The organism is Bradyrhizobium sp. CCBAU 51627, assembly GCF_028128765.1.
Lineage (GTDB): Bacteria > Pseudomonadota > Alphaproteobacteria > Rhizobiales > Xanthobacteraceae > Bradyrhizobium.
Map to the genome: position 1 here is coordinate 1 of NZ_LBJG01000045.1, position 432 is coordinate 432.

The 432-nt window shown below is 60.0% G+C and carries 1 protein-coding gene; it reads left to right on the forward strand.

All coding sequences use genetic code 11. From position 1 onward, the window contains the following. Window positions 1-198: 198 nt before the first annotated feature. Window positions 199-432: IS110 family transposase (locus XH88_RS25625; RefSeq protein WP_271671027.1), on the forward strand; the 234-nt coding region annotated here is incomplete at its 3' end.

The following is a 432-nucleotide window of genomic DNA, read 5'->3' on the forward strand; positions in this document are numbered from 1 at the left end:
CCCCTTGTATCTGCACGGGACCATTTTGTGCGATGGAAGCGACTTAGCGCCTTGGCCGGTGGCCACCGGCCAAGGCGCGTGGCGATGTCGCCCGTTACCCCTCCGGCTACAACCGTGGGTGAGCTCTGGGATCTTCGCCATGTCACGTACGACCGAACAGTCGCTTGAGTTCCAATCGCATGGACAAGGCAGGTTACCGTGAAGAAGACGATTTGTGGAGTGGACGTTTCGAAGTCCAAGCTCGATGTCTGCATCGAGCCCGGACATCGGTTCGCGAGTTTTGACAACGACACGGCAGGCATTACGAAGTTGGCTGCGTTCTGCCGTGAACACGCCGTGGAGCTGGTGGTCATGGAGGCCAGCGGCGGATACGAGCGACGGGCATTCGTCGAGCTGTGGGAGAAAGGGATCAGCTGCGCGTTGACCAACCCC